Genomic DNA, 22,853 nt, shown 5'->3' with positions numbered 1-22,853 from the left:
CGAAGGTGAGCGCCGTTGCAAAGGCAGGCCGCGAGGGTCCTGCTGTCACCCAAGCCTGACGAAACCGGCTTCTGCCGGGTTTCGCTGCAACGCTCCTTGAGTTGCGACTATTTTAAACCAAGGTGCCGGTCAGGCCGTCAGCCGCGTCAGCGCTTCCTGGTACTTGGCCGCGGTTTTCTCGACCACATCCTGCGGCACGCGCGGTGCGGGTGGCGTCTTGTCCCAGGGCTTGCCGTTGACCAGGGCCTGTTCCAGCCAGTCGCGCACGAACTGCTTGTCGTAGCTGGGCGGGTTGGTGCCCGTGGCGAAGGCCTGCTCGTAACCTTCGATAGGCCAGTAACGCGAGGAGTCGGGCGTCAGCACCTCGTCCATCAGGGTCAGCGTGCCGTTTTCGTCCAGGCCGAACTCGAACTTGGTGTCGGCAATGATGATGCCCTTGGTCAGGGCAAAGGCCGCGGCCTCCTGGTAGATGCGGATGCTGAGGTCGCGGATCTGCGCGGCCAGTTCGGGGCCAACAACTTTCACGACCTGCTCGAAGCTGATGTTTTCGTCATGCTCGCCCACCGCTGCCTTGGCCGCCGGCGTGAAAATCGGCTCGGGCAGCTTGCTGGCGTTTTTCAGGCCGGCCGGCAGCGGCACACCACAAACCGACTGGCTGTCCTGGTATTCCTTCCAGCCACTGCCGGCCAGGTAGCCCCGTACCACGGCCTCGACCGGAATCGGCTTCAGGCGCTTGACCAGCATGGAACGGCCGGTGACCTGCGGCACTTCGGCGGTTGTCACCACGCTTTCGGGCGCCTCGCCGGTCAGGTGGTTGGGACAGATGTGGCCCAGCTTGTCGAACCAGAACAGGGCCATTTGCGTGAGCAACACGCCTTTGCCCGGAATCGGCTCGCCCATGATGACGTCGAAGGCGCTGAGCCGGTCGCTGGCGACCATCAGCAGCCGGTCTTTGCCGACAGCGTAGTTGTCGCGAACCTTGCCGCGCGCGAGCAAGGGCAGGGAGGTCAGGGCCGAAGTGTGGAGAGCGGAGGTCATGGGATGCTTGCCAAAAGTAAAAAAGCCCGCCGGTAGCGGCGAGCTTTGAATTATCGCCAGTTCGACACGGCGAGGATTTTCCGGGTTAACGCACCACCTGGGCCAGCTCGCCCCTGGCGTATTTGGCGGCAACAACACTCAGTGCTTCACCCTTGATCTTGCTGGCCTGGCCTTCGCAGCCGAACTCGATGTAACGCTGCTTGCAGATGGCCCTGGCCGCCGCCGTGGCGGGCTTGAGCCACTCGCGCGGATCGAATTTGCTCGGGTTTTCGGCCATGAACTTGCGCACGGCGGCGGTCATCGCCAGGCGGATGTCGGTGTCGATGTTGATCTTGCGCACACCGAATTTGATGGCCTTCTGGATCTCCTCGACCGGCACGCCGTAGGTTTCCTTCATGTCCCCGCCGTACTGGCGGATGATGGCCAGCAGGTCCTGCGGCACACTGGACGAACCGTGCATCACGAGGTGGGTGTTGGGGATGCGGCGGTTGATTTCCTTGATGCGTTCGATCGCCAGGATGTCGCCCGTGGGCTTGCGCGTGAACTTGTAGGCGCCGTGGCTGGTGCCGATCGCAATGGCCAGCGCATCGAGCTGGGTGCGTTTGACAAAATCAGCAGCCTGCTCGGGGTCGGTCAGCAACTGGTCGTGGGTCATCACCGCGTCGGTGCCATGGCCGTCTTCCTTGTCGCCCTGCATGGTTTCCAGGCTGCCCAGGCAGCCGAGTTCGCCCTCGACGGAGACGCCGGTGGCATGCGCCATCTCCACGACCTTGCGCGTCACGTCGATGTTGTAGTCATAGTCGGCAATGGTCTTGCCGTCGGCCATCAGCGAGCCGTCCATCATCACCGAGCTGAACCCCAGGTCGATAGCGCCGCGGCAGACATCCGGGCTCTGGCCGTGGTCCTGGTGCATCACGACCGGGATGTGCGGGTAGCTCTCGACCGCCGCCTGGATCAGGTGTTTGAGGAAACCTTCGCCGGCATATTTGCGCGCGCCGGCACTGGCCTGCATGATCACCGGCGCATTGACCTCGTCGGCCGCCTGCATGATGGCCTGGACCTGTTCGAGGTTGTTGACGTTGAAAGCTGGAATGCCGTAGGTATTGACTGCCGCATGGTCCAGCAGCTCGCGCATGGAAACGAGTGCCATAAGAGATATCCCCAGGAAGGTTGAACGGATTCGGTAACTGACCGGTAACTTTTTTCATTTTACCCGCCGCGCCGGCCCGCGGAGCCCTCAGGCCGCCTCTGGACGGCCTTCCTTCGTCAGCCATGAAAGGGCAAAGACGTAGGACAAGCGCGATGCGAACCGTCGCGTACCCCTTGCCAGGCGCCGGCATTAAGCCTGATTTAAGGCGGGCAGGGCTATCGTCCAGTCTTCCTTGCGCCCAACACGTCCCCATGAACGCCTCCCGCAGTCCAGCCGTTTCCAGCCCGTCGCGTCTTTTTTTCTGGTCACTTGCCAGCCTTCTTCTCTTGCTGGCGTGGGACGCTTCAGGACTGGACCTGCCCCTGGCGCGCTGGTTCGGGTCCGCCAGCGGCTTTGCCCTCGAAAACCACTGGTTCTGGCGCGGCGTGCTGCATGACCACATGCGCCCGCTGCCCTGGTTGTTCGAAGGAGCACTGCTGATCGGCATCGCCCGGCCTGTCGGCCCCCTGCGGCGGCTGCCTGCACTGCGCCGCGCCCAGCTGGCCGTGACCACGCTGTTGGCGCTGCTGGTGGTCGCCGACATCAAGCTGCACAGCCACAGCAGTTGCCCCTGGCGCCTGCAGGAATTCGGCGGCGTGGCCAGCCATGTCTCACACTGGGCCTGGGGCGTGCAGGACGGCGGAGACGGTGGCTGCTTTCCGGCCGGTCACGCCTCGGCAGGTTTTGCCTTTGTCGGCGGCTTTTTTGCCTTCCGGCATGTCCTGCCGGCCACGGCTCGCCGCTGGTTGCTGGGTTCCATGCTGGCCGGCCTGCTGGGGCTGGCGCAACAGGTGCGCGGCGCCCACTACATGAGCCACACCTTCTGGACCGCCTGGTTCTGCTGGGCCACCGCCGCCGGGCTGGACCTTGGCTTCACCTGGGTCACCCGCCAGGCGTCACAAAGGCCGGCACGCGCTCCGGCAGAGGTGCCCGGGCACTGAGGAGCGTGGCCATAGTCGCCACCACGGCGACGGGGTCGGACAGGCCCGGCTCACGCCACGCGGCAGATCTTGAGCATGTTGGTGCCGCCAGGGGCACCCATGGGTTCACCGCAGGTGATGGCGTAAACGTCGCCGCTTTGCACGATGTCGCGGCGCAGCAGGTGCCCCTCGGCCTGTTCCAGCGCGGTGTCGCGGTCGGCGCTGGTGTCCATCAACAGCGGGCGCACATTGCGGTACAGCGCCATCTTGCGCTGCGTCGCCAGGCGCGGTGTGAGCGCGTAGATCGGCACGCGGATGTCGTGGCGGCTCATCCACAGCGGCGTGGAACCGCTGTCGGTCAGCGCCACGATGGCCTTGGCGCCCAGGTGGTGGGCCGTGAACAACGCCCCCATGGCAATCGACTGGTCGATGCGCGTGAAGGTCTTGCCGCTGAAGTCGGCGTCCAGCGCCGCGTATTCGGCTTTTTCCGCTTCCAGGCAGATGTTGGCCATTTCCTCGATGGTCTCGAGCGGGTAATTGCCTGCGGCCGTTTCTGCGCTCAGCATCACGGCGTCGGTCCCGTCGAGCACGGCATTGGCCACGTCGCTGACCTCGGCCCGTGTCGGCACCGGGTTGAGGATCATGCTTTCCATCATTTGCGTGGCGGTGATGACCACCTTGTCCATGGCGCGGGCCATCTTGATCATGCGTTTTTGCAGCGCCGGCACGGCGGCGTTGCCGACTTCCACCGCGAGGTCACCACGCGCGACCATGATGCCGTCGCTGACCCGCAGGATGTCTTCGAGGTTGGGAATGGCTTCGGCGCGTTCGATTTTGGCAATCAGGCCGGGCTTGTGTTTGTAGGGCGCGGCGGCCACATTGCACAGCTGGCGCGCCATTTCCATGTCGGTGGCGTTTTTCGGAAAACTCACCGCCACATAATCCGCCTGGAAACTCATGGCGGTCCGGATGTCTTCCATGTCCTTGGCAGTCAGCGCGGGCGCGGTCAGGCCGCCGCCCTTTTTGTTGATGCCCTTGTTGTTGGAGAGTTCGCCGCCCAGCTTGACGGTGGTGTGGACCTCCTCGCCGCGCACCGCGTCGATGGTCAGCACAATCAGGCCGTCGTTGAGCAGCAGCAGGTCGCCGGCTTTCACGTCTCGCGGCAACTCCTTGTAGTCCAGACCCACACCCTTGATGTCGCCCGGCTCGGTCCGCGAGGCATCAAGGACGAACTTGGCGCCGGGCACCAGCAGGACCTTGCCCTCGGCAAATTTGCCGACGCGGATTTTCGGTCCCTGCAGGTCAGCCATGATCGCCACCTCGCGGCCGGCGCGCTGGGCCGCCTCGCGCACCAGACCGGCCCGGTCGATGTGGTCCTGCGCCGTGCCATGGCTGAAATTGAGGCGCACCACGTTGACGCCCGCACGTATCATTTTTTCAAGCAACGCCGGATCGCTCGAGGCGGGGCCCAGGGTGGCAACAATTTTGGTGGCGCGGCGTGGCATGGATGTCTCCTGTAATTTGTAGACGATTCTCACACGGAACCGGTTACAGGCCGGGTACACCGGGCGCGCTGCACAGACCCGGCGGCGATGCGCAATAAGCTGGTTACAGCGCGCCCAGCTCGTGCAGGACCCGACGCACCGTTTCCACACCCTCCGGCGACAACGGGGCTTGCGGCGCCAGGGGATGGCCGACCTCATACCCCTGCAGCACGAGGCCGGCCTTGATGCAGGCCGCCAGGTTGAAGGTGGCAAACACCTGGTTGATGCTCCAGAGCCTGCGCTGCAAGGCCATGGCCTCGCTCCAGCGGCCGGCCCGGCACAGGTCGTACAGCGCGATGCTCTGCCGGGGAACCAGGCAGGCAGGCCCGGCCATCCAGCCCGTGCCGCCCATCAGCATCACGGTCGCAGGCACGTGCGACGACGCGGCAAAAACTTCCATCCGGCCCTCGACGACATTCATGATCGACAGCAGGCGCCCGGTGTTGAAGGAAGCGTCCTTGATATAACGGATGTTGGGGATGTGGCTGAGCCGCTCGATGACCGGCAGCTTGAGGTCGGAGCGCTGGAAATTCGGATTGGTGTAGATCACCACCGGCAGCGACACGGCATCGGCAATCGCCTTGAAGTACTGGTAGACCCCCTCGTCGTCCACGGGAAAATACGCTTCCAGCACGGCCAGGATGCCGTCGCAGCCCATGCGTTCGTACGCCCGGGCCTGGCCGACGGCGTCGACGATGGTAGTAGCCGCCACACCGGCCACCACCGGCACCCGGCGGCCGGCCGCCTGCACCACCACCTCTACCACCCGGCGCCGCTGCGCCGGGTTGAGGTAGGCAAATTCGCCGGTTGATCCCAGGGGCGTCAGGCCATGCACACCGGCCGCCATCAGGTCCTGGCAAAGGCGTGTCAGGACATCCGCCTTGACCTCCCCGTCGGCGTCAATGGGCGACACCAGATAAGGAAAAACACCGTGAAAATCCGTCATCTGCAAACTCCCGGCAACTATCCGTGGATCGGAAAAAATTCAAGCAAAATGGCCTCCAGCCCTTGCCCTGCTTGCGGAGACAGCTATATTTTTAATAGCAAAAACCGCGCCGGCTCAGCCTGCCACCCGCTTCTGCAGGATATCGAAAGCCGGCAGGGTCTTGCCTTCCAGCACTTCGAGGAAGGCGCCGCCGCCGGTGGAGATGTAGCCTACGTCTTTTTCAATCCCGTATTTGGCAATGGCGGCCAGCGTGTCGCCACCGCCGGCAATGCTGAAGGCGGGGCTGGCAGCAATCGCCTGGGCGATGGTTCGGGTGCCGCCTTCAAAGGCGGCAAACTCGAACACGCCGACCGGGCCGTTCCAGACAATGGTGCCGGCGGCCATCAGCTGGTCGGCCAGCTTTTTCGCGGTTTGCGGGCCGATGTCCAGGATCAGGTCGTCGTCCGCCACCTCGGTGGCAGCCTTGACGGTCGCGGGCGCGTCGGCACTGAAAGTCTTGGCAGTCACCACATCGGTCGGAATCGGCACTTCGGCGCCGCGCGCCTTCATGGCCGCCATCACCGCCCGGGCCTGGTCCAGCTGTTCGCGTTCCGCCAGGCTTTTGCCGATGGGCAGGCCGTTGGCCAGCATGAAGGTGTTGGCAATGCCGCCGCCCACAATCAGCTGGTCCACCTTGCCGGCCAGCGCCTGGAGAATGGTCAGCTTGGTCGACACCTTGCTGCCGGCCACAATGGCCACCAGCGGTCGCTTCGGGTTGGCCAGGGCTTTGGAGATCGCATCCATTTCGGCCGCCAGCAGTGGGCCGGCGCAGGCCACTTTGGCAAACTGCGCGATGCCGTAGGTCGAGGCCTCGGCGCGGTGCGCCGTGCCGAAAGCGTCGTGCACAAAAATATCGCAGAGCGCCGCCATCTTGCGGGCCAGCGCCTCGTCGTTCTTTTTTTCGCCGGGGTTGACGCGGCAGTTCTCCAGCAGCACGAACTCACCGGGCGCCACGTCCACGCCGTCGACCCAGCCGGACTTCAGCGGCACCTCGCGCTGCATCAGTTCACCCAGGCGCTGCGCCACCGGTGCGAGGGAGTCTTCGGGCTTGAACTGCCCTTCGGTCGGCCGGCCCAGGTGGGAAGTCACCATCACCGCGGCGCCGGCGTCAAGGGCCATCTGGACGCAGGGAATCGAGGCGCGGATGCGGGTGTCCTCGGTGATGTGGCCGCTGTCGTCCTGCGGCACATTGAGGTCGGCACGAATGAACACGCGCCGGCCTTTGACAAGGCCCTGGGCGCAAAGATCGGAGAAACGGATGAATTTCATGGGGCCTCGCAAGGAAACGGAGAAGAAAAATCGATGCCTGATTGTAGGAGTGGCCCCGGCAGGGCCTACCAGCCCAGATGGATGTGCAAGGGAAGGTACACCGCCATGCCGGCCACGATGGTGCCGAGCACGGTGCGGCGCCAGAAAAACCACGCAGCACCAGCCAGCGCCGCAAACACGCGCGCGTCCCGCCAGGTGCTGATCAACGAGCCCTGCGTCATCACGATCTCGGGCACGATCACCGCCGCCAGCGCAGCAATCGGCGCATAGTGCAGCCCGCGCTGGGCCCAATCCGGCAATGTCCAGGGTTTGCTCGACAGGAAAAAGAAAGAGCGCGTAAGCACCGTGACCACCGCCAGGCCCAGGATGGTCACGACGGTCCAGGCATCGGTCTGCATCATGCGGTCTCCCCGGATGTGGGAAGGCCGGCGGCGGGCCGGGCGGGTTTTTCGAGCATCAGGCAGACCGCCACGGCCGCTGCGATGCCGACCAGGATGTTGAGCTTGAGCGGCAGGGCAAAGGCGGCCACCGCTGCGGCGCCGGCCACACCGGCGGAGATCAGGCGCAGCCGGCTGCTCGCCAGTGACAGCGTGATGCCCAGCAAGGCCAGGATGCCCGCAAAACCCAAGCCCCAGTGCAGCGGCACGGCGTTGGCCATGGCGATGCCGAGCAGGCTGGGCACCACCCAGGCGACCCAGGTGACGGCGCAGTTGCCCGCCAGGCTGGCCTCCTGCGCACGCAGGGTCAGCAGATCATCGGGGGGCACCGGCTTCGGATGGCGGGCGGTGAACATCACATAACTGAGGTCGGTCGTGAAGTAACCGCCGGCCATGCGGCGCCACAGCGGCTGGTGCATCATGTACGGCCGCAGGTGAGCGCTGAACACGACAAAGCGCAGATTCACGCAGGCAGCGGTCGCCAGAATCACCCACATGGGCGCGCCGGCCACAATCAGCGGCACCGCCGCCAGTTGCGAACTGCCGGCAAAAACCACCACTGTCATCAGCACGCACTCGAACACACTGAGCCCCGACTTGACCATGGCCACGCCGGTCATCAGGCCCCAGGCGGCGGTACCGGCAGCAATCGGCGCCATGTCGCGCACGCCTTGGCGGAACTCGGGGTGGCGCCAGAGCGGCTCCTTCAATGCAGTCATGGCGCAGCCTCCACGGCCGTCCCGAATACCATGCCAGGCGTCAGCGCGAATCCACGCAGGAACTGCGCGGCATCCAGCGCCTTGCCGCCCGCCTTCTGCAGGCGCGTCAGGCGCAGTACGCCGTCTGCCGCGGCGACATCCACCCCCTGCTCGCTGACGGCCAGCACTTCGCCCGGCCGGGCGCCGGCCGGCACGGTCCCCGGCCACACGGCCGCCTCCCAGATCTTGAGGATTTCACCGGCCACCGGACTGGCGGCGGCCGGGAAGGGATTGAAGGCGCGGATACGCCGTGCGATCACCGCCGCACTTTGCGTCCAGTCGATGGCGGCCTCGTGTTTTTCAATCTTGTGGGCGTAACTGACGCCTTGCTCAGGCTGGCGCACCGGGGTCAGCCCGCCGCAGGCCGCCAGCGCCAACGCCTCGACCATCAGCCGGCCCCCCTGGGCCGCCAGCCGGTCGTGCAGGCTGCCGGTGGTGTCGGTCGGCAGGATCGCGATTTTCTCCACCAGCAGCATGTCACCGGTGTCCAGCCCGACGTCCATTTGCATGATCGTGATGCCGGTTTCGCTGTCGCCAGCCTCAATGGCGCGGTGAATGGGCGCCGCACCGCGCCAGCGCGGCAGCAAGGATGCATGGATATTGAAGCAGCCCAGCCTCGGTGTTGTAAGCACCCACTGCGGCAGGATCAGGCCGTAGGCCGCCACCACCATGGCGTCGGCCTGCGCCGACTCGATAGCGGCACGTGCTGCGGCAGCGTCTTCGGGGTATTTGCCGTCCAGCCGCAGGCTGCGCGGCTGGGCCACCGGAATGTGGTGGTCGAGGGCAAACTGCTTGACGCTGGACGCCTGCAGCTTCATGCCGCGACCGGCGGGACGGTCCGGCTGGGTCAGGACAAGGGGAACGTCACAACCAGCCGCGTGGAGTTGCGCCAGCGCCACGCGGGCGAATTCGGGGGTACCTGCAAAAATAATGCGCATCGGGGGATTTTCGCCGAGTACCGGCCCGGAAAAGTGGACCGTCCAATTTTTCAGAGGCCTGCCTGGCGGAGATGCGCCGTGACTTCTCTTCACACCAGCCGGGGCCGCGGAACCGGCTTTGCCGGGCCGCAGGCGCAACGCCCCCATGGGGGGGCAGAAAACTACACGCAGTGAGCGAACGTGGGGGCTGTACTCAGACCCGTTCCTCGTCTTTTTTCTGCTTGATCATCTTGGTCTTGATGCGGTTGCGCTTGAGCGGCGACAGGTACTCGACGAACACCTTGCCCATCAGGTGGTCCATCTCGTGCTGGACACACACCGCCAGCAGGCCTTCGGCACTGTGGGTCTGCGGCTGGCCATCAAGGTCCAGCGCCCGCGCCCTGATGGCGCTGGCGCGCTCCACCCCGTCATACACGCCGGGCACGGACAGGCAGCCTTCGTCGTTGACCTGGGTCTCGGGGCTGGACCAGATGATTTCGGGGTTGATCAGCACCAGTGGCTGGTCCCGGCCCTCGCTGACGTCGATCACAACGACTCTTTCGTGAACATTGACCTGGCTGGCGGCCAAGCCGATACCCTCTGCGGCATACATGGTTTCCAGCATGTCGCCCACCAAAGTGCGGATACGTGCGTCCACCGCCGCCACGGGCTTGGCAACGGTGTGCAGACGTGGGTCAGGGTAACGAAGAATGGTCAGTTGGGTCATGGTGGCGGGTAATCAGATGTCGCTATTTTCGCTAATTTTCGCCATTTTTCAGCATCCCCGCTGTCGCGAAATGGCATATTCGTTGCCTAATCAAGGGCTTAAGTACAAAATCGCTAGTGATTTATCAAGATACAAACGCGGCGTCCGGCCTTGATGCCCAAGGCCGCGCCAGCCCCAAGGGCCTCAAGATGCAACATATTTTTGGTCGGTTCAGTCAGATTTCAATAGCGGCCGCTCTGCTGGCATCCACTGTAGGCCTGCACGCCCAGAATTTTCCGATCACCGCCGGCCAGAAAGCCACGGCCAGCCAGGTAGCCCAAACCGGCGTGCCACTGAGCGATCTGGCCCCCAACGCCCCCGACGAATACACCGTCAAGCGCGGCGACACCTTGTGGGCCATCTCGGGCATGTTCCTGAAAACCCCGTGGCGCTGGCCCGAGTTGTGGGGCATGAATCTGGACGACATCCGCAATCCGCACCGGATTTATCCCGGCCAGCAGCTGTATCTGGACAAATCCGGCGGGCGCGCCACTTTGCGGGCCCGGCGCGCGGGCGACGGCGACGGCCAGCCCGGCACCGTGCGGGTATCGCCGCGCACGCGTTATGAATCGCTGGCTGATGCAGCCATCCCCACACTGTCGCCGCAGGCCATTGAGCCCTTTCTGTCGGAAGCCCTGATCGTCGACGAAGCCGCGTTTTTGACCGCCCCGCGCATTGTGGCCGCCCAGGAAGGCCGGGTCTTGCTCAGCCGCGGCGACCGCGCCTATGCACGCGGCGTCTACTCCAGCAAGGACACCGGCAAGCCGCTGAGCACGGCCAAAGGCGAGCCGCTGGACTACCGGGTCTTTCGCAATGCCACACCGCTGAAAGACCCCGCCACCGGCGAGATCCTCGGCTACGAGGCGCAATTTCTCGGCAAGGCCGAGCTGGTGCGCGGCGAATCCACCGCCAGCGTGCGGGGCAAGGACGGCAAGCTCGTCAATGAGGTCATCCCGGCCACCATCGACATCCTCGTCGCGAAAGAAGAAATGCGCGTCGGTGACCGGCTGGTGCCGGAACCGCCGCGTGAACTGCTGAGTTATGTACCGCGCGCACCGCAGCTCCCCATTGAGGGCCAGATTGTCTCGATTTACGGCAGTGCCGTGCGATATGCGGCTGGCAACCAGGTCGTTGTCATCAACCGCGGCATCCGGGACGGTCTGGAGCGAGGCCATGTGATGGCGATTTTGCGAAGCGGAGAACGCATCACTGACCGCACGGACTCCGCCAGAACACAGATCAAGCTGCCCAATGAACGCAATGGCTTGTTGATCGTCTTCCGTACTTTCGAAAAGCTCTCCTACGCGCTGGTCCTGGAGGTCAGCGAAGGCGTAAAAGTGGGCGACCAGTTCGAAAATCCCAACTGAACGTCAGCGCCAGCTTGTGCAGACTGCCTGCATGAATTGCGATGCCGCCTTCGCCTGAATGCGCCCCCTCCATGGACGTCGCTGAACTCTGCGCCTGGTTGCGCCTGTCGCTGACCCCGGGTATCGGCAACGCGGGAGCCCGCCAGTTGCTGGCCGCGTTCGGGTCAGCCCAGGCCATCTTTGAACAAGACGCAAGCAGCTTGCGGCAGCTCGGCTCCGACCGCCTGGCCGATGCGCTGCTGACCGAACCCGCCACCCTGGCCGACCAGCTGCAAGCCACCCTGGACTGGTTGCAGGGCGCGGACAACCGGCGCGTGGTGACGTTGGGCGATACCGGCTACCCGCCCGCGCTGCTCGACATCGAAGACCCACCCTCCATGCTTTATATGCTTGGAGCCCTTGATCCATGGGCGCCGGCAGCTACAAATAATGCAGCACCCTGCATCGCCATCGTGGGCAGCCGAAACCCGACGCCCCAGGGGGAAAGCAATGCCCGGCAATTTGCCAGAGTGTTCGGCGAAGCCGGCCTCTGTGTGGTGTCGGGGCTGGCGCTCGGCGTGGACGGTGCCGCCCATGACGGTGCCCTGCTCGGTGGCGGCACCACCATGGCTGTGGTCGGCACCGGGCTGGACCGGGTGTATCCGAAGCAGCATCTGGCGCTCGCCCACCGCATTGCGCAGCGCGGCCTGATCATCAGCGAGTTCCCGCTGGGCACACCACCCCTCACCGCCAATTTCCCCAAGCGCAACCGCCTGATCTCCGGTCTGTCCCAAGGCACGCTGGTCGTCGAAGCGGCGCTCAAGTCGGGCTCGCTCATCACCGCGCGCCTGGCCGCGGAACAGGGCAAGGAGGTGTTTGCCATCCCCGGCTCCATCCACTCCCCCCTGTCGCGGGGCTGCCACGCCCTCATCAAACAGGGCGCCAAGCTGGTGGAGTCCGCCCAGGACGTGCTGGAAGAGTTGAGTCTGCCTCAGCTTTCGCCTGCTTTGACCGCAGAAGCGGATGCGGACGGACACCCCGCAGACGACCCGCTGTTTGCGGCGATGGGGTACGAGCCCGTCAGCCTCGACGCCCTGCAGGCGCGCACCGGGCTGGCAACCGCTGAATTGCAGGCCCGTCTGCTGGCGCTGGAGATGGCTGGAGAGGTCGCCAGGCTGCAGGGCGGGCTGTTTCAGCGCATGGCGAGGGGTTGACGCCTGCGGCTACGTTGGGCCAAGGGCCTTCGGCCTCGTGCAATGGCCACACCGCTCCCAACTGCGTTATATTGAGTGCATGTTTGAAGTACTGGTGTACGTTTACGAAAATTACTGGCAAGGCGACGCCTGCCCCGAGCTGCACCAGCTGAGCCGCAAACTCACGGCAGTCGGTTTTGAGGCGGACGAGATCCAGGCCGCGCTGGTCTGGCTCAACGGCCTGAACATCGCCGCGCAGAACACCCAGGTCGGCATGCCTGCCGCTTCGACGGCCAGCGCCCCGCCTTTCCCCGCAACGGCCATCACGCTACCGGGCTTTCAGCCCCAGTCGGCCGGCAGCCTGCGTGTCTATTCGGTGGCAGAGCAGGACCACCTCGGCGCCCAGGCCCTGGGCTTCGTCAGTTTCCTGGAGTCTTCGGGTGTGCTGCCATCCCACATGCGGGAAATCGTGATCGACCGGGCGATGGCTGCACCGGGAGACCCCCTTGCGCTGGACGACCTCAAGATCATTGTGCTGATGGTGTACTGGAGCTTCGGCGAAGAACCCGACGCACTGGTCCTGGACGAACTCTGCGACGACGCGGACTTCCGCGTGGCTCACTAGAGCCCCACGCTCCCCACTTCGTGTGGTTCGCTGCCCCCCGAGGGGGCCACTGCGCCTGCGGCCCGGCAAAGCCGGTTCCGCGGCCCCGGCTGGTAAAGACCCATACCTTAACCGACTTAGCCTAACAGTCGCTCCGGATTGGCATCGAGCTTGGCCAAGGCGTCGCGGGTGGCGCGCACCGTGAGCGCCTCGTCTTCGGTAGGTACAAGCAGGCCGGCCTGCAAGTAGGCCGCCAGGCGGCGCGCCTGGATCAGGAAGTTGCGGCCGTCGGTCGATGCAAACAGGTTCAACTGCTTGCGGTCGCTGCGCCAGGCAAACTGCACATGGCTGACCTGGCCGTTGTGGTCCAGCGTGAACCAGGCCCCGAGCTGCAACTCCTGCGCCCAGGAACGCATGGCTTCACTGGGCTGGCTGCCACCGTCGGTAATCACCGCGATTTCCGAGGCATCAATGCCGATCATCATGACCAGGTTTTCGGTGTCCAGCGGCAGGTCACCAACATCCTCGTCCGACAGGTAGTCCTCCAGATTCGCCAGCCGCCTGGACATCTCCTCGATGCGCTCCAGGGAGATGGCATCGGTCTTGGACATGAAGGCGTCCGCCAGCGTATCGCTGATGATCTTCAGGTGCTGGTCCTGCACCGGCGCGGTCATGCCCAGCATGGACATGCCCAGACGCAGCAGGTGCAGCAGCTTGGGCAGGTCGGCAATGACGCGGGCCCGGTCATTGCGGTTGGGCTTGGCGCTGGCGGCCCAGACGAGATCGGCCGCCGCTTGCTTGAGCGTGATCGTGTCTTTGTGCTGGGGCCCGTTTTTCATGCCTGCAATGGCCAGCACCTCGGCCCAGATCTTGAAGAGAAATTCACGGATCTCTTCGCGCACCGGCATGTCGTTGAGCATGTTGCGCATCTCGATGGTGTACTGGATGGCCATGGTTTCCTTCTGCTCCATCTGCTGGGCCACGCTGACCACGCGCGCGGCGCTGCCTTGCCCGGACAGGAACTTCGAAAGGAATTTCTGAAACTCGTCATACACCAGCTGGAACACCCGCCTGCCGGTCTCCGGGTATTGCTCGATGACCTGCACGATGCGCTTGATTTCGATCTCCAGCGCACCGCCCGAGATCGTTGCATCAAAGCCCAGCACGCAGGAGCCCATGCGGTCGATCAGCCGGCGTGCCGGATGTTGCAGGGAACCGAAAAATTCGGGTTCTGAAATCGCAACACGCAGCACCGGCATCTGCAGCCTGGCAAACCACACCCGCACGGCAGGCGGAATACGGTCTTCCGCCAGAATGCTCTGGAACATCAGCGCCACGATTTCGATGGTGGCCTTTTCACTGGACGTGCTCGCCGCCTGCTTGAGGTCACTGGTGCGCTGGCGCAGGGCGCCTGCCGCCTGCTCCACATCGACGGCACCATAAACCTGACCGGGTGCATCGACCAGGGTGCCTTCATAGGCATTGCCCGTCGCGGCGCGGGTTTGCACCCTGGACAGGGCCTGCGCCAGCCGGGGCGAAGGCTGATTGGCGTGGGTGTGGTCAAAGTCAACGGCATGGTCGGACAGCAGGCGCTTGAGATGCCCCATCACCCCCTGCGCCCGCATGCGTGCCCGTGCCAGTGGCGACGTCCCGGTCTGCATGCGCGTCTCGTCGTGGATCGCTTCCCTGGATGCGGCGGAGTTCGCGGAAGCCCCTGTTCCGCCCGACGCGCTGCCACCGCCACCGCTACCTCCACGCCCTGAACCTGAACCTGAACCTGAACCTGAACCTGAACCTGAACCTGAACCTGATCCCGAACGTCCGCCGCCCGCGGCACCAACGCCTGAAGAGCCCCCATCAACGCCAGCTCCGCCTGACGAGCCCGCACCGGACGCCTGCCCGGCGGGCGCCGTGGCGCGACGGCCCTCCGGCTTGGGTTTGGCGCGGACGGACAACGGGCTGTTTGCAGAGGGCGTGCGTTTGACAAGAGCCCGCAGATCAATGTCCACCATCACGTTTTCCTTGATCAGGAACTCGTTGGCGGCGCGGTAGGCCTCCAGCAGATGCGCGGTCAACTGCTGCTGGATCAGGTCCTGAACCATCAGCCATACCTCGCGCGACAGGGGTGCCAGGGTCCATTGCTCCACCATTTTTTGCGAGAGGACCTCGGGGCGGAGAATGTCTTCCTTGGCGAGTTCGGACCCCCCCTCCAGGCTCTGGACGCGCAGACGCAGGTCGTTGAGCTCCCAGCTGGCGCTGTCCAGCAGGCGCAAGGCGAGGCGGGAGGCAAGAATCCTGTTCTCCATCACCTCGTTGCCCATCAGCTCGAACTTGCCGGTATCCACCGCCATACCAACCGATGCGGCCACCGGGAGCAGCGCATTTTTCCAGGCGGCGATGGTGGCGTTGACCCAGACCGATTCCGAGTTCTGAAAGGACAACCAGGCGTCACGGCGGTCCTGCATGTCGCGGGCACTGCCGCTCTGCTCGGTCAGGGCAGACAGTTTTTGCCTGATGGCGCCGGCCAGCTCGGGCAGAATGCGCGCGGCGTGGCTCACAAACCGTTCGCGCGCCTGCCGGGCAAGAAGAAGGTCTCTTTTGGTGTTTGCGGCCACGTCCGTGTATGTGTTGGTGCGGTTTGTCTAAACCGTTGCGCCGGCATTCGGATCGTTCGGATCCTCTTCCTTTTTCCCCGATGGCTTGACAAGGTCTTCGCGTTTGATACCCAGCCACATGGCAATCGCCGCGGCCACAAACACCGAAGAATAGATGCCGAACAGGATGCCAATCGTGAGGGCCAGCGCGAAATAAAACAGGGTCGGTCCGCCAAAGAGCAGCATCGACAAAACCATGATCTGGGTGGAACCATGCGTGATGATGGTGCGGCTGATGGTGGAGGTGATCGCGTTGTCGATGATCTGCACGGTGTTCATCTTGCGGTAACGGCGGAAATTTTCACGGATCCGGTCGAAAACCACCACCGATTCGTTGACCGAGTAGCCCAGCACGGCCAGCACGGCGGCCAGCACGGAGAGCGAAAACTCCCACTGGAAAAATGCGAAGAAACCGAGAATGATCACGACGTCATGCAGGTTGGCAATGATGGCCGCCACCGCATACTTCCATTCGAAGCGAAAGGCCAGGTAAATCATGATGCCGACCACCACCATGGCTAGCGCCTTCAGGCCATCCTGGGCCAGCTCTTCGCCCACCTGGGGGCCGACAAACTCGGTCCGCCGCAGAGTGATCTGCGGGTCGTCTGCCTTCAGCGCCGCCATCACTTTCTCGCTCTGCTGGGCGGTGGTCACGCCTTTTTGCGCAGGCAAGCGGATCATCACTTCACGCGCCGTGCCGAAATTCTGCACCTGCACATCGGTAAAGCCCAGGCCCGCCACGGTACCCCTGACCTTTTCGACATCGGCGGGCTGTGAATAGCTGACCTCCATCACCGTGCCGCCGGTGAACTCCACCGACAGGTGCAGCCCGCGCGAAAACAGGAAAAACACGGCCAGCACAAAGGTCGTGAATGAAATCACATTGAAGATCAAGGCATGCCGCATGAACGGGATGTCTTTTTTGATTTTGAAAAATTCCATGGCGTTTTCTGTCCGTTGTTCTGTGGTCTAGTTGGCCGACGCTGCAGGCTTGGCAGGCACAGTAGTGCTGCCGGCGGGTCGCCAGACGGTACCAATGGACACCGATTTGAGTTTCTTCTGCCGTCCATACCAGAGGTTGACCAGCCCACGGGAGAAGAACACGGCCGAGAACATACTGGTCAAAATGCCGATGACGTGCACCACGGCAAAGCCGCGCACGGGTCCGGAACCGAAGGCCAGCAAGGCCAGCCCGGCAATCAGCGTGGTGATGTTCGAGTCCAGGATGGTGGCCCAGGCGCGTTCGTAACCGGTGTGAATGGCGGCCTGTGGCGCCGCCCCATTGCGCAGCTCTTCACGCACCCGCTCGTTGATCAGGACATTGGAGTCAATCGCCATGCCGAGCGCCAGCGCCATGGCCGCCATGCCGGGCAGGGTCAGGGTCGCCTGAAGCATGGACAGCACCGCCACCAGCAGGAGCAGGTTCACCGCCAGGGCCAGACCGGAGAACAGTCCGAACAGCATGTAGTAAACGGCCATGAAAGCGACGATCACGACAAAACCCCAAGCCACGCTGTGAAAGCCCTTGGCGATGTTTTCAGCGCCCAGGCTGGGGCCGATGGTGCGTTCTTCAATGATTTCCATGGGGGCAGCCAGCGATCCGGCACGCAGCAGCAGCGCCAGGTCATTGGCTTCCGTCACACTCATGGAACCGGAGATCTGAAAGCGATTGCCAAGCTCACTCTGGATCACCGGGGCCGTCAGCACCTCGCCCTTGCCTTTTTCAAACAGCACGATGGCCATGCGTTTCTTGACGTTTTCGCGGCTCACGTCGCGCATGATGCGCCCACCCTTGGCATCGACGGTCAGGTCCACCTTGGGCTGCTGGCTCTGCGAGTCAAACCCCGGCTGGGCGTCCGTCAGGCTTTCGCCGGTCAGGATCACCTGCTTCTTGACAATCACGGGCCGGCCGTCGCGTTCCAGGAAGCGCTCGGAGCCAAAAGGAACGGCGCTGGCGCCGCTCTCTGCCGCGCGGCCCTCTGCGCTTTCATCGACCAGGCGCATTTCCAGCGTGGCGGTGCGCCCCAGAATATCCTTGGCCTTGGCCGTGTCCTGCACACCGGGTAACTGCACCACGATGCGGTCCAGTCCCTGCTGCTGGATCACCGGTTCGGCCACGCCGAGTTCGTTGATGCGGTTGTGCAGCGTCACCATGTTCTGCTTGAGTGCCTGATCCTGTACCAGACGGGCCGCCTCGGGCTTGATACTGGCATTGAGCTTGTACTCGGTTCCGTCGGGCGCGTCCGCCAGCTGCAGGTCCGCAAACTGGTCCTGGATCAGGCGTTTGGCGGCTTCCAGCGTGGCCGCGTCGCGGAACCTGACCTCAATGACCTGGCCGTTGCGGTTGATGCCGCCGTGGCGGATGTTCTTTTCGCGCAACACCAGGCGGATGTCCCCGGCCAGCGACTCGGCTTTTTTCGTCAGTGCTGCCTGCATGTCCACCTGCAGCATGAAATGCACACCACCGCGCAAGTCCAGGCCGAGGTACATGGGCCGGGCGTTCAGGGCGGTCAGCCAGGCGGGTGAGCGTGACAGCAGATTGAGGGCCACGATGTAAGACGGTGTGGCCGGGTCGGACAGCAGCGCTTTTTCAATCGCGTCCTTGGCCTTGAGCTGGGTGTCCGTGTCACCGAAACGTGCCTTGACCGATGTGACATCGAAAGTCACCGCCTCCGCAACGATATTGACATCCTTGAGCGCCTTCTCAACGCGAGCGACTGTTGTCTCGTCAATCTTGACGCTGGACCTGGCGGCGGACACCTGCACCGCAGGCGCCTCGCCAAAAAAATTGGGCAGCGTGTAAAGGGCGGCAATCAACAGGGCGACGACGATGATCGCGTACTTCCAGACCGGATAACGATTCATGAGCGTGCTGTTCCTGGGAAACTGAGGGGCTGAAAAAGCCGGCCCATGCCGGCCGGCCGGGGGAAATTAGGACTTGATGCTGCCTTTGGGCAGGACCTGGACGATGGCACTGCGCTGCAGCTGGACCTCGACGCCCGTGGCAAGCTCCAGGCCCAGGTAGGCCTCGCCCAGCTTGGTAACCGTGCCGAGCAAGCCACCGGCGGTAACCACCTCGTCGCCTTTGGCCAGTGCGTCAATCATCGCGCGATGCTCTTTCTGCTTTTTCATCTGCGGGCGGATCATCACAAAATACAGCACCACAAACATCAGCACCAGCGGCAGCATGCTGGTGAGCGAAGACAACATGCCGCCTTCGGCAGCAGCGGCTGGGGCGGTTTGGGCAAACGCGGAAGAAATAAACACGGCAGACTCCACAACAATAAGTAAGGCTCCCACTAGTGACAGCGGGGGCGCGGAAGGCCGATTGTATGCGGCCGGGTGGATGTCAGGACTTGTAACCCTACCGGTTTTCACCCTTTGCAGGCCGTTGCCGGCGGGCAAATGCGGTCAACCGGGCTTTTTCAGGCCGGACGCGACCCCCGGCCCTGCCCGGCGGGTCCTCAGGCAGCCCGCTGACGCTCGCTGGCGACCGGCTGGCGGAATGCTGCCGTCGCCGCGCTCCATGGTTGCTGGGCAGCCTCGACATGGCGTGCCTTGACGTGGCCATAACCCTTGATGAGCTCCGGAATACGGGCGATGTCAAGGGCCGCGGCATGGTTGGCCGCATCCAGCGTGCGCAGCACTTCCTCGATGCTGGCCTCGTAGCGGGCGATCAGCCCACGCTCCATCCTGCGTTCTTCAGTGCGCCCGAACGGGTCCAGCGCCGTGCCGCGCAAGCCCTTGAGCCTGGCCAGCACTTTGAAGCCCGTCAGCATCCAGGGACCGAACTTCTGCTTTTGCAGCTCGCCCTTGTCGTTTTTCTTCGCGATCATGGGCGGCGCGAGGTGATAGTTGAGCTTGAAGTCGCCCTCAAACATCGCGTCGACCTTGTCCAGGAAACTGCGGTCGGTGTGCAGACGCGCAACTTCGTACTCGTCCTTGTAGGCCATCAGCTTGAACAGGTACTTCGCAACGGCTTGTGTGAGCAGCGTTTTTCCGAGCGCCGATTCGGCCTGCTGGACCCGGTTCACGAAACTTTCGTAGCGCTTTGCATAAGCCGCATTCTGGTAATCCGTCAGAAAGGCCACGCGGCGCGCCACCAGCTCCGGCAGGCCCTGGCGCGGCGCCGGCATGCTGATGACCTGCGCGGAGGCAAACAGCTTTTCCACCGAAGTCAGGTCGTGGGCTGCGCGGCGGCCCCATTCAAAGGCAGTCTTGTTGTTGTCCACCGCGACGGCATTGAGCTCGATGGCACGCATCAGTGACGCGTATTCCAGCGGGATCCATCCCTTTTGCCAGGCGTAGCCCAGCAGCATCGGGTTGGTGTAAATGCTGTCGCCCATCAGCTTGATGGACGCTGCGTCGGCATTGAAGGCACCGACACCGGCCACACCCACGGCTTTGACAATCTCCGCGGCGCAGGCCTCGGCCGGGTTCTGCCAGTTCGCGTTGTGCACAAACGCCGCCGTCGGCGTGCTGTGGGAATTGAGCGCCACATGGGTGCGGCCCTCGCGCATGCGCAGCACCGTTTCCTTGCCGGCCGCCACAATGGGGTCGCAGCCAATGATCAGGTCGGCGCCGGCCATGCCGACACGTGTGGTGCGGATATCGTCCTGGCTCGCGCCTATCAGCACATGGCTCCAGGTGGCGCCGCCTTTTTGTGCCAGGCCGCCGGCATCCTGCGTGACGATGCCCTTGCCTTCAATGTGTCCGGCCATGCCCAGCAACTGGCCGATGGTGATGACGCCTGTGCCGCCGACGCCGGCCACCACGATGCCCCAGACAGCGCCGTTGACGCCTTGTGTCGCGGGAATCTGCGGCTCCGGCAAGGCACCCATCTCAAACGGTGAAGCCGCCTTGCCCTTGGCCTTCTTCTTGAGTTGTCCGCCCTCGACAGTCACGAAACTGGGGCAGAAGCCCTTGAGGCAGGACATGTCCTTGTTGCAGGTGGACTGGTTGATCTGGCGCTTGCGGCCGAACTCGGTCTCCAGCGGCTCCACGCTCAGGCAGTTGGACTGCACGCCGCAGTCGCCGCAGCCTTCACAGACCAGCTCGTTGATGACCACGCGTTTGGCCGGGTCAATCATGGTGCCGCGCTTGCGGCGCCGGCGCTTTTCCGTGGCGCAGGTCTGGTCGTAAATGATGACCGTGGTGCCCTTGATCTCGCGGAACTGCCGCTGGATGGCGTCGAGCTCGTCGCGGTGATGCACCGTCACACCCTCGGCCAATGCCACACCGTCGTATTTTTCTGGCTCGTCGGTCACCACGACGATTTTGGCCGCGCCTTCGGCCCGCATGGACTGGGCAATCTGCACCACCGAGAGGCCTTCCGGCCGCTCGCCGATCTGCTGGCCGCCGGTCATGGCCACCGCGTCGTTGTAGAGAATCTTGTAGGTGATGTTCACACCCGAGGCAATCGACTGGCGCACAGCCAGCGAGCCGCTGTGAAAGTAGGTGCCGTCACCGAGGTTGGCAAAGATATGCTGGTCGGTCGTGAACGGCTGCTGGCCGACCCAGGGCACGCCCTCGCCGCCCATCTGGGTGAAGCCCGACGTGCTGCGGTCCATCCACAGCGCCATGAAGTGGCAGCCGATGCCGGCCATCGCACGCGAGCCCTCAGGCACCTTGGTCGAGGTGTTGTGCGGACAGCCCGAGCAAAACCAGGGCTGGCGGTCGGCCTTGACTTCCAGCACCTGCAGTGAGCGTTCCTTGGCTTCCAGAATCGCCAGCTGCGCGTCGATGCGCGCCGTCATGTCGCTGTCCAGGCCCAGCTTGCGAACACGCTGCGCAATCGCCTTGGCAATCAACGCGGGCGACAGGTCGGCGTTGGCACGCAGCAGGGTGTTGGCCGTCGGGTTGGGCATGGACCATTCGCCGCCGCTGAAGTCGCCATCCACCTCGTTGAACTTGCCGTAGATGTTGGGGCGCACATCGGCGCGCCAGTTGTAAAGTTCTTCCTTGAGCTGGTACTCGATGACCTGCCGTTTTTCCTCGACCACCAGGATCTCGCGCAGGCCGGTCGCGAACTCGCGCGTGCCCTGCGCTTCCAGCGGCCAGACCACACCCACCTTGTGCAGGCGGATGCCGAGCTGGCGACAGGTGGCGTCGTCCAGGCCCAGGTCGATCAGGGCCTGGCGGGTGTCGTTGTAGGCCTTGCCGCTGGCGATGATGCCAAAGCGGTCGTTCGGGCCTTCGATCACGTTGTAGTTCAGCCGGTTGGCGCGGATGTAGGCCAGCGCGGCATACCATTTGTAATCGAACAGGCGCGCCTCCTGGTCCAGCGCCGCGTCGGGCCAGCGGATGTGCACGCCGCCAGGCGGCATCTGGAAGTCGGTCGGCAGCTTGATCTGCACACGCTCGGGGTCGATCATCGCGGTGGCGCTGGATTCGACAATTTCCTGGATGGTCTTCATGCCGGCCCAGACGCCGGAAAAGCGGCTCATGGCAAACGCATGCACGCCCAGGTCCAGGATTTCCTGCACGTTGGTCGGGAAAAAAACCGGCAGGCCGCAGGCCTTGAAGATATGGTCGCTCTGGTGCGCGGCGGTGGAGCTTTTGGCCACATGGTCATCGCCGGCCACGGCAATCACGCCGCCCCAGGGTGTGGTGCCGGCCATGTTGGCGTGTTTGAACACGTCGGAACAACGGTCCACGCCCGGCCCCTTGCCGTACCAGATGCCGAACACGCCGTCGAACTTGTTGGTGCCCGGTGGCGAAAAGCCGAGTTGCTGTGTGCCCCACAGGGCCGTGGCGGCGAGTTCTTCATTGACGCCCGGCTGGAACACGATGTTCTGTACCTTCAGGTAGCTCGAAGCTTTCCACAAGGCCTGGTCGTAACCACCGAGTGGCGAACCGCGGTAACCGCTGATGAAGCCCGCGGTGTTTTTGCCCAGCAAGGCGTCGCGCTGGCGCTGCAGCATGGGCAGCTTGACGAGGGCCTGGACGCCGCTCATGAAGGCCTGACCGTAATCGAGACTGTATTTGTCGTCGAGCGTGACGGTCTCGAGCGCCTTGCGGATGTGCTCTGGTAGCGGGGCATTCATGCTGCGACTCCACGAATGGCCGGCTCGACGCCAAATACAGCACAGCCGGCTGCGCCGCCTGCATATTTGTGCCTGCGGCGAAATCCGCTTTGCAGATTTTCATCCAAGGTCACCGTTTCCAATGCCTTGCGGATGTGTTCGGGAAGGGGGGCGTTCATCTTGTCTCCAGTCGTGGGGCTGACACCGC

19 protein-coding genes and 1 riboswitch are annotated in these 22,853 nt (G+C 63.9%); of the genes, 4 read left to right on the top strand and 15 right to left on the bottom strand.

From position 1 onward, the window contains the following. A riboswitch (S-adenosyl-L-homocysteine riboswitch) is annotated at positions 1-104 on the bottom strand. A gap of 25 nt (positions 105-129) precedes the next feature. Together PSV40_RS08125 and fba are read right to left on the bottom strand one after the other, a co-directional pair. Continuing rightward, a complete protein-coding gene (locus PSV40_RS08125; RefSeq protein ID WP_300536380.1) occupies positions 130-1,038 on the bottom strand; it encodes a phosphoribosylaminoimidazolesuccinocarboxamide synthase in 909 nt (302 codons plus the stop codon). Positions 1,039-1,123: 85 nt separating this feature from the next. Then, on the bottom strand, positions 1,124-2,188 hold the full coding sequence (fba, locus tag PSV40_RS08120; RefSeq protein ID WP_300536378.1) for a class II fructose-bisphosphate aldolase: 1,065 nt from the start codon (positions 2,186-2,188) through the stop codon (positions 1,124-1,126). A gap of 251 nt (positions 2,189-2,439) precedes the next feature. On the opposite strand from fba, the gene PSV40_RS08115 reads away from it, so the two are divergent. After that, positions 2,440-3,168, top strand: a complete 729-nt coding sequence (locus PSV40_RS08115; protein WP_300536376.1) for a phosphatase PAP2 family protein — start codon at positions 2,440-2,442, stop codon at positions 3,166-3,168. Positions 3,169-3,218: 50 nt separating this feature from the next. On the opposite strand, the gene pyk is transcribed toward PSV40_RS08115, so the two are convergent. The 7 genes from pyk to def form a co-directional block, all read right to left on the bottom strand. Further along, positions 3,219-4,652, bottom strand: coding sequence for a pyruvate kinase (pyk, locus tag PSV40_RS08110; RefSeq protein WP_300536374.1), 1,434 nt, complete (start codon positions 4,650-4,652; stop codon positions 3,219-3,221). A gap of 103 nt (positions 4,653-4,755) precedes the next feature. Further along, positions 4,756-5,637 carry a dihydrodipicolinate synthase family protein gene (locus PSV40_RS08105; protein ID WP_300536372.1) on the bottom strand — a complete coding sequence of 294 codons (882 nt, stop codon included), beginning with the start codon at positions 5,635-5,637 and terminating at the stop codon, positions 4,756-4,758. Between the two features lie 114 nt (positions 5,638-5,751). Next, positions 5,752-6,945 (bottom strand): phosphoglycerate kinase, encoded by a 1,194-nt coding sequence (locus tag PSV40_RS08100; RefSeq protein WP_300536370.1) that lies wholly within the window; start codon positions 6,943-6,945, stop codon positions 5,752-5,754. A 65-nt stretch (positions 6,946-7,010) separates the two neighbouring features. After that, positions 7,011-7,346 carry an AzlD domain-containing protein gene (locus PSV40_RS08095; protein ID WP_300536368.1) on the bottom strand — a complete coding sequence of 112 codons (336 nt, stop codon included), beginning with the start codon at positions 7,344-7,346 and terminating at the stop codon, positions 7,011-7,013. Next, positions 7,343-8,101 carry an AzlC family ABC transporter permease gene (locus tag PSV40_RS08090; protein ID WP_300536367.1) on the bottom strand — a complete coding sequence of 253 codons (759 nt, stop codon included), beginning with the start codon at positions 8,099-8,101 and terminating at the stop codon, positions 7,343-7,345. Before PSV40_RS08090 ends, PSV40_RS08095 begins: the two co-directional genes overlap by 4 nt. Then, positions 8,098-9,078, bottom strand: coding sequence for a methionyl-tRNA formyltransferase (gene fmt, locus PSV40_RS08085; RefSeq protein WP_300536365.1), 981 nt, complete (start codon positions 9,076-9,078; stop codon positions 8,098-8,100). Before fmt ends, PSV40_RS08090 begins: the two co-directional genes overlap by 4 nt. A 193-nt stretch (positions 9,079-9,271) precedes the next feature. Continuing rightward, on the bottom strand, positions 9,272-9,784 hold the full coding sequence (def, locus tag PSV40_RS08080; RefSeq protein ID WP_300536363.1) for a peptide deformylase: 513 nt from the start codon (positions 9,782-9,784) through the stop codon (positions 9,272-9,274). Positions 9,785-9,972: 188 nt separating this feature from the next. Here def and PSV40_RS08075 point away from each other — a divergent pair, with 188 nt between their 5' ends. From PSV40_RS08075 to PSV40_RS08065, 3 genes are all read left to right on the top strand, one after another. Next, a complete protein-coding gene (locus PSV40_RS08075) occupies positions 9,973-11,190 on the top strand; it encodes a LysM domain-containing protein (protein WP_300536589.1) in 1,218 nt (405 codons plus the stop codon). A gap of 71 nt (positions 11,191-11,261) precedes the next feature. After that, entirely contained in the window at positions 11,262-12,383 is a 1,122-nt protein-coding gene (gene dprA / locus PSV40_RS08070; protein ID WP_300536362.1) for a DNA-processing protein DprA, read from the top strand. A gap of 79 nt (positions 12,384-12,462) precedes the next feature. Further along, positions 12,463-12,987, top strand: coding sequence for a DUF494 domain-containing protein (locus tag PSV40_RS08065; RefSeq protein ID WP_300536360.1), 525 nt, complete (start codon positions 12,463-12,465; stop codon positions 12,985-12,987). 116 nt (positions 12,988-13,103) lie between these two features. Here the strand turns inward: PSV40_RS08065 and PSV40_RS08060 are convergent, their stop codons facing one another. From PSV40_RS08060 to PSV40_RS08035, 6 genes are all read right to left on the bottom strand, one after another. After that, positions 13,104-15,581, bottom strand: coding sequence for a DUF1631 family protein (locus tag PSV40_RS08060; RefSeq protein WP_300536358.1), 2,478 nt, complete (start codon positions 15,579-15,581; stop codon positions 13,104-13,106). A gap of 27 nt (positions 15,582-15,608) precedes the next feature. After that, on the bottom strand, positions 15,609-16,562 hold the full coding sequence (gene secF, locus PSV40_RS08055) for a protein translocase subunit SecF (protein ID WP_300536357.1): 954 nt from the start codon (positions 16,560-16,562) through the stop codon (positions 15,609-15,611). A 27-nt stretch (positions 16,563-16,589) separates the two neighbouring features. Continuing rightward, positions 16,590-18,485 carry a protein translocase subunit SecD gene (gene secD, locus PSV40_RS08050; RefSeq protein ID WP_300536355.1) on the bottom strand — a complete coding sequence of 632 codons (1,896 nt, stop codon included), beginning with the start codon at positions 18,483-18,485 and terminating at the stop codon, positions 16,590-16,592. 66 nt (positions 18,486-18,551) lie between these two features. Beyond that, complete coding sequence (gene yajC, locus PSV40_RS08045) at positions 18,552-18,887, bottom strand: preprotein translocase subunit YajC (RefSeq protein WP_300536353.1); 336 nt, start codon at positions 18,885-18,887, stop codon at positions 18,552-18,554. Positions 18,888-19,084: 197 nt separating this feature from the next. Beyond that, complete coding sequence (locus tag PSV40_RS08040) at positions 19,085-22,666, bottom strand: indolepyruvate ferredoxin oxidoreductase family protein (RefSeq protein ID WP_300536351.1); 3,582 nt, start codon at positions 22,664-22,666, stop codon at positions 19,085-19,087. Then, the gene (locus PSV40_RS08035) at positions 22,663-22,824 is read right to left on the bottom strand and encodes a hypothetical protein (protein WP_300536350.1); all 162 of its coding nucleotides are present in this window, start codon (positions 22,822-22,824) and stop codon (positions 22,663-22,665) included. Before PSV40_RS08035 ends, PSV40_RS08040 begins: the two co-directional genes overlap by 4 nt. Positions 22,825-22,853: the final 29 nt, after the last annotated feature.

Origin of the sequence: Polaromonas sp., assembly GCF_029945925.1 — a bacterium.
Taxonomy (GTDB): Bacteria; Pseudomonadota; Gammaproteobacteria; order Burkholderiales; family Burkholderiaceae_C; genus Polaromonas.
The sequence above is the reverse complement of the archived record's forward strand: the minus strand, read 5'-3'. Positions and strand labels throughout refer to the sequence as shown.

Excerpts from the sequence above, each read along its gene's own strand:
- PSV40_RS08125 (WP_300536380.1), bottom strand. The coding sequence starts at position 1,038 with ATGACCTCCGCTCTCCACACTTCGGCCCTGACCTCCCTGCCCTTGCTC.
- fba (WP_300536378.1), bottom strand. The coding sequence starts at position 2,188 with ATGGCACTCGTTTCCATGCGCGAGCTGCTGGACCATGCGGCAGTCAAT.
- PSV40_RS08115 (WP_300536376.1), top strand. The coding sequence starts at position 2,440 with ATGAACGCCTCCCGCAGTCCAGCCGTTTCCAGCCCGTCGCGTCTTTTT.
- pyk (WP_300536374.1), bottom strand. The coding sequence starts at position 4,652 with ATGCCACGCCGCGCCACCAAAATTGTTGCCACCCTGGGCCCCGCCTCG.
- PSV40_RS08105 (WP_300536372.1), bottom strand. The coding sequence starts at position 5,637 with ATGACGGATTTTCACGGTGTTTTTCCTTATCTGGTGTCGCCCATTGAC.
- PSV40_RS08100 (WP_300536370.1), bottom strand. The coding sequence starts at position 6,945 with ATGAAATTCATCCGTTTCTCCGATCTTTGCGCCCAGGGCCTTGTCAAA.
- PSV40_RS08095 (WP_300536368.1), bottom strand. The coding sequence starts at position 7,346 with ATGATGCAGACCGATGCCTGGACCGTCGTGACCATCCTGGGCCTGGCG.
- PSV40_RS08090 (WP_300536367.1), bottom strand. The coding sequence starts at position 8,101 with ATGACTGCATTGAAGGAGCCGCTCTGGCGCCACCCCGAGTTCCGCCAA.
- fmt (WP_300536365.1), bottom strand. The coding sequence starts at position 9,078 with ATGCGCATTATTTTTGCAGGTACCCCCGAATTCGCCCGCGTGGCGCTG.
- def (WP_300536363.1), bottom strand. The coding sequence starts at position 9,784 with ATGACCCAACTGACCATTCTTCGTTACCCTGACCCACGTCTGCACACC.
- PSV40_RS08075 (WP_300536589.1), top strand. The coding sequence starts at position 9,973 with ATGCAACATATTTTTGGTCGGTTCAGTCAGATTTCAATAGCGGCCGCT.
- dprA (WP_300536362.1), top strand. The coding sequence starts at position 11,262 with ATGGACGTCGCTGAACTCTGCGCCTGGTTGCGCCTGTCGCTGACCCCG.
- PSV40_RS08065 (WP_300536360.1), top strand. The coding sequence starts at position 12,463 with ATGTTTGAAGTACTGGTGTACGTTTACGAAAATTACTGGCAAGGCGAC.
- secF (WP_300536357.1), bottom strand. The coding sequence starts at position 16,562 with ATGGAATTTTTCAAAATCAAAAAAGACATCCCGTTCATGCGGCATGCC.
- secD (WP_300536355.1), bottom strand. The coding sequence starts at position 18,485 with ATGAATCGTTATCCGGTCTGGAAGTACGCGATCATCGTCGTCGCCCTG.
- PSV40_RS08040 (WP_300536351.1), bottom strand. The coding sequence starts at position 22,666 with ATGAATGCCCCGCTACCAGAGCACATCCGCAAGGCGCTCGAGACCGTC.
- PSV40_RS08035 (WP_300536350.1), bottom strand. The coding sequence starts at position 22,824 with ATGAACGCCCCCCTTCCCGAACACATCCGCAAGGCATTGGAAACGGTG.